General features: G+C 43.9%; 7 protein-coding genes. 6 read left to right on the top strand and 1 reads right to left on the bottom strand.

Going from position 1 to position 3,866, the window contains the following annotated elements:
• The 3 genes from ACM0OP_RS23785 to ACM0OP_RS23775 are packed head-to-tail and all read left to right on the top strand — an operon-like array spanning position 1 to position 1,452.
• On the top strand, positions 1 to 663 hold the full coding sequence (locus tag ACM0OP_RS23785) for a hypothetical protein (protein WP_414530878.1): 663 nt from the start codon (positions 1 to 3) through the stop codon (positions 661 to 663).
• Positions 656 to 847, top strand: a complete 192-nt coding sequence (locus tag ACM0OP_RS23780) for a hypothetical protein (protein ID WP_414530877.1) — start codon at positions 656 to 658, stop codon at positions 845 to 847. The genes ACM0OP_RS23785 and ACM0OP_RS23780 overlap by 8 nt, the downstream gene beginning before the upstream one ends.
• A gap of 20 nt (positions 848 to 867) precedes the next feature.
• A complete protein-coding gene (locus tag ACM0OP_RS23775; protein ID WP_414530876.1) occupies positions 868 to 1,452 on the top strand; it encodes a hypothetical protein in 585 nt (194 codons plus the stop codon).
• On the opposite strand, the gene ACM0OP_RS23770 is transcribed toward ACM0OP_RS23775, so the two are convergent.
• Complete coding sequence (locus tag ACM0OP_RS23770) at positions 1,449 to 2,012, bottom strand: tyrosine-type recombinase/integrase (RefSeq protein WP_414530875.1); 564 nt, start codon at positions 2,010 to 2,012, stop codon at positions 1,449 to 1,451. The genes ACM0OP_RS23775 and ACM0OP_RS23770 overlap by 4 nt on opposite strands.
• 195 nt (positions 2,013 to 2,207) lie before the next feature.
• Between ACM0OP_RS23770 and ACM0OP_RS23765 the strand changes: the two genes are divergently transcribed.
• The 3 genes from ACM0OP_RS23765 to ACM0OP_RS23755 form a co-directional block, all read left to right on the top strand.
• Entirely contained in the window at positions 2,208 to 2,537 is a 330-nt protein-coding gene (locus ACM0OP_RS23765; RefSeq protein ID WP_414530874.1) for a hypothetical protein, read from the top strand.
• On the top strand, positions 2,537 to 3,196 hold the full coding sequence (locus ACM0OP_RS23760) for a hypothetical protein (protein ID WP_414530873.1): 660 nt from the start codon (positions 2,537 to 2,539) through the stop codon (positions 3,194 to 3,196). Before ACM0OP_RS23765 ends, ACM0OP_RS23760 begins: the two co-directional genes overlap by 1 nt.
• Positions 3,193 to 3,866, top strand: a 674-nt coding sequence (locus ACM0OP_RS23755; protein WP_414530872.1) for a collagen-like triple helix repeat-containing protein, incomplete at its 3' end; no start/stop codon positions are given. The genes ACM0OP_RS23760 and ACM0OP_RS23755, both read left to right, overlap by 4 nt.

Raw genomic sequence — 3,866 nt, 5'->3', positions numbered from 1 at the left:
ATGACTATCTGGACAGAAAAGCACGACCAATTTTGTTTAAAGAACCACATCCCACCCGCCGCCAAACTTCTATGGCAGTGGCTAATCAGGGAAGGGGTCAACCAAGAAGTTGAGCCAGACCTATCAGAGTTCAACCACTGGGTAGAGAAACATCGAGGCAAAGGTTATGCTCATAACTACCTCAAACAGATGTTTAACATCCTGGTAGAAAACCGTGTAATACACACAATTAAACAGTATTCATGGAAGATATTCAAGTTACTTGTTAGACCACTAGAATACCTGAAACCACGCAGAAAACAAAAATTACACAATCATAATTCTACTTACAAAACACCCACCCCAAACCCTACTAAATCCGTTGATGAGGATATTCAGCAGCAGCATATCTTATCTAATCAACAATTGATGTCTGAGAGTGGTATTTATTTTGACACTGAAGAAACAGAAGTTTTAAACCGTCCCCAGTTTGAAATTAAAGCTGCTCTACTCTTGTTTAAACTGCGGGGTGCAGCTGAGAAAATAATCAACCCAGAGGGATGGGTTAGGCACTGCTTACGCCGCCGCTACTGGGAACAACCGAGAAATTATGCCGCTATTTCTCATCACTTTGGGGGTGCAGTTCTAGAAATCCAAGATTACTTCCAACCAGCAAATGAATAACCAGAGAGAATTATTCAAAAACTGGATACGGAAACGCTTTATCACAGAAGCTGACTTAGGTAATATGCCCTTTGATTTAGCCCTGGCTTGGGCTGAGGCTATGAGAGAAGTAGCATCTACAGTAGGGCATGAAATAGTACCTTTCCGTCGCCGTAGCCGTATAGGTCGCGGTAGCAGTAGATAGTTTATCCAGTGCTTAACAACATGAATACATTATTTAACCTGACCGATTACACATCAGTTAAGGAAAAACCCATCATCCATGATCCGTATTGGGATGAGGTGGTTTTAGATTGTTCTGGAAGAGTTGAGGGAGATGGTCAAGCCACACTGTTTTATGATGTCTCCCAAGAACCACCAGAACCGGATGATTTCCAGAGTATTGATGACTTTGAGTCTGCCTGGAAAGATTGGGCGGAACTACACCCCGACTTTCAACCAGACATGACACCGATGGAAGATGATGATTCCAGTCTTCCAGAACAACCTAATCTAGACAGTAGGACAGTTCCCAACCTGCAAAAACAGACTCTTCCAGAACAACCTAAACAGTGGATAGAGGAATACTATGTAACGCGCTCCGGTACACGCCACTGGTACTTTAGGTACTGTTTTTACAGGCGCACAATTCACCATATCCATATTCCTGGGGGAAATATTGAGAGTGCGATCGCCATTCAGAGAAAGGACATGATCCAGTGTGCGATCGCGCAGCGCAAATCACCCCAAGAAATCCAAAATTTTATTAGGGGTGGATTTGGTGCAGATGGTTTTAGGCTACTGGGCTAGAGAGTGGCGATCGCATTAATCACCTGGTCAGGCGACGTATCAATGTAACGTTGCAAATTCTGCAAACTTTCATGGCCAGTAATTTGCTGAATTACAGATAGTGACGTTCCATTGTTAGATAAATTGGTTGTGGCAGTGCGCCGGAAACTGTGGGTACTGTACCCAAGCCCAGATAAACCAGCCAATTTAATCGCCCGGCGTAACGCATCATCAGCCGATTGAAACTGTAAATGTCCATTTAAGCCAGGGAACAGAAACCCCGGCTGTGGTTTTTGATTAAGCCAATAGTATTTTAAATATTCCCGCAGTTTGGGACTAGTAGGGACTTGTCGCGTCTCTCTAGTCTTAGTTCTGCGGCGCTGGAAAGTTATCGATGCCAGGGGAATACCATCATTATATACGTCAGATGTTTGCAGCTGTAAAACTTCCCCCATTCTTGCAGCCGTCAAATAAGCCAACCGAAAAATCATTTTATGATTCTCCCCCACAGTTTTTTCAATCAACTTATCAAAATTAGCTTGAGAAAAAATTGAAGCTTGTCCACATCTGTTCCTTTTCATCTACCAGTTTAATTCTCTACATTAATAGAACTTGTACATCCAACTATTTTTAAATAGCTACCAACATTTGTATTCTATTCACCGCAAGCATTTCAGTCAATCTGGCTGCACATATCTTTTATGTAAAAGATGTATATTCCTAATCTAATAAAACTGGTCTATAAATGTTTTTAGTAGTAATAAATAACAAGAGTAATGTCAGAACCAACTATCACCCAAGTATTAGGAGCCGGAGCAAGTCAGACCGCAACAACGATCACAATCGCCAAAGCTGACCTTCCAGGATTGACCCCCGCCGCAAATAACACAGCTGAGAGTCTCGTTGTGGGTATTGCTTTAAAGGTTCAGGCTGGGCTTCCTCAATCAGGACTTGAGACAAACCTTGATCAAAGTTTATATGTCGAAAAAGGATTTACCAGTTTCATCACTCGCGGCGAAAACAACGACGAATACCGAGTTGATCAGCTGGTGCTAAACATGATTAAACCGGATACCGGGACAATCATTGACCCAGATGATTACTAATGGCTGTTTATTGCCAGGAAGGGGAAACCGCCCGCGTCACCTTCCCAGATGGGGAAATACTTGATTACCTGAACACTCCGATAAGAGTGGAGGTAGAAGAACACCTTCACTTGTACCGGGCTTACACTGCCTTGGAACTTTGGGGCGATAATGCTGCGGGGGGATACAAGATTTCACAATCTCAGGGCTATAGCAACATCTGGGCTAGACCATCAGAATTAAACAATCCGTACTTTAAAAACTACATCACCAGCCCAGGAAACAACAGGGAATATTCGGCTTGGATCACCGCTTATCTTTATTCCAATTCAGCCAACGAAACCGAGATTTTTTTGAGAGGCTATTCAACGCCTCGTAACCCTTTATTTGTGAAGCCTTGGTTTGCGTATCAAGCCGGAACTCAGTGGTTTGAAATGTTACCCTACCTTCAAAATGTTCCCGGTTTTGATCCTAAGTACACAATCTCTGTCTTTGATAAAGACAATCTTCTACTGAAGAAAAAGGTCTACATTTCTGATGAATATTCTGTCGAGTGTCTGGGATGTCCACCCAGACACATCAACTGTCAGCCTTGTTGCTTACCCTGCCAGTCAACATTTAACTCAATTTCTTCCACTAGGAAAATGATTAGACAATTTATGCGAGGGGCAATTACATGACTTCGTGTGATCAAATTGCTTCTGAGTTAGCAGCCTTGAGAGCAGATATTGCAGCCATGCAAGGGCAATTTATCCGCAAAAGTGAAAGGGGTGGGATTATCTCTGATTCTGTTAAGCGGAGTGAATCTAGCATTATTCCCAAAATAGATCCTATTGCCTCATCCGTAGCCGCAGTAGTTTTTGGGCAGAAAATATCGCCATTCAGTGCGAGACTAGGGCGTACTGAGAGTTTAGCCGGTGATGCACTCGGTAAAGCTAAACAAGGATTAGAAAGAGCATATCAAGCCCAGAGTGCCGCAAGAGTAGCCCAGAACTCCGCAAGCAGTGCGCTGGGGAAGGCGGTTCAAGCATTGGCAAAAGTTGCAGGTTTAGCATTGACGGTCGCCGGCATATTGCTAACCCTCGGAACGTTCTTGTCACTGAGAGCCAGAATTGATGCTTTACAGAGAGCGGTGGATGCTCTAGGAAACCAAGTTAGTAGAGCATTTGGGCAAATTACCACCGCCACCGGTATCGCTCGTAGGGCTGAGGGTAAAGCAGATAGCGCTCTCCAACGTGCGTTAATCCCAGGACCACAAGGTAAACCTGGAGTACAGGGCATTCCAGGGCGACAAGGTAAACCCGGTGAACGGGGTTTTATTGGTCCACAAGGCATCCCTGGAAGACAAGG

The sequence above is a fragment of the Nodularia chucula CCY0103 genome (genome assembly GCF_963923915.1).
Classification (GTDB): Bacteria; Cyanobacteriota; Cyanobacteriia; order Cyanobacteriales; family Nostocaceae; genus Nodularia; species Nodularia chucula.
Note: the sequence above shows the minus strand (reverse complement) of the source record. Positions and strands in the feature narration are given on the sequence as shown.

Coding starts and splice junctions, on each gene's coding strand:
- ACM0OP_RS23770 (WP_414530875.1), bottom strand. CDS start 2,012: ATGAAAAGGAACAGATGTGGACAAGCTTCAATTTTTTCTCAAGCTAAT.
- ACM0OP_RS23775 (WP_414530876.1), top strand. CDS start 868: ATGAATACATTATTTAACCTGACCGATTACACATCAGTTAAGGAAAAA.
- ACM0OP_RS23785 (WP_414530878.1), top strand. CDS start 1: ATGACTATCTGGACAGAAAAGCACGACCAATTTTGTTTAAAGAACCAC.
- ACM0OP_RS23760 (WP_414530873.1), top strand. CDS start 2,537: ATGGCTGTTTATTGCCAGGAAGGGGAAACCGCCCGCGTCACCTTCCCA.
- ACM0OP_RS23765 (WP_414530874.1), top strand. CDS start 2,208: ATGTCAGAACCAACTATCACCCAAGTATTAGGAGCCGGAGCAAGTCAG.
- ACM0OP_RS23780 (WP_414530877.1), top strand. CDS start 656: ATGAATAACCAGAGAGAATTATTCAAAAACTGGATACGGAAACGCTTT.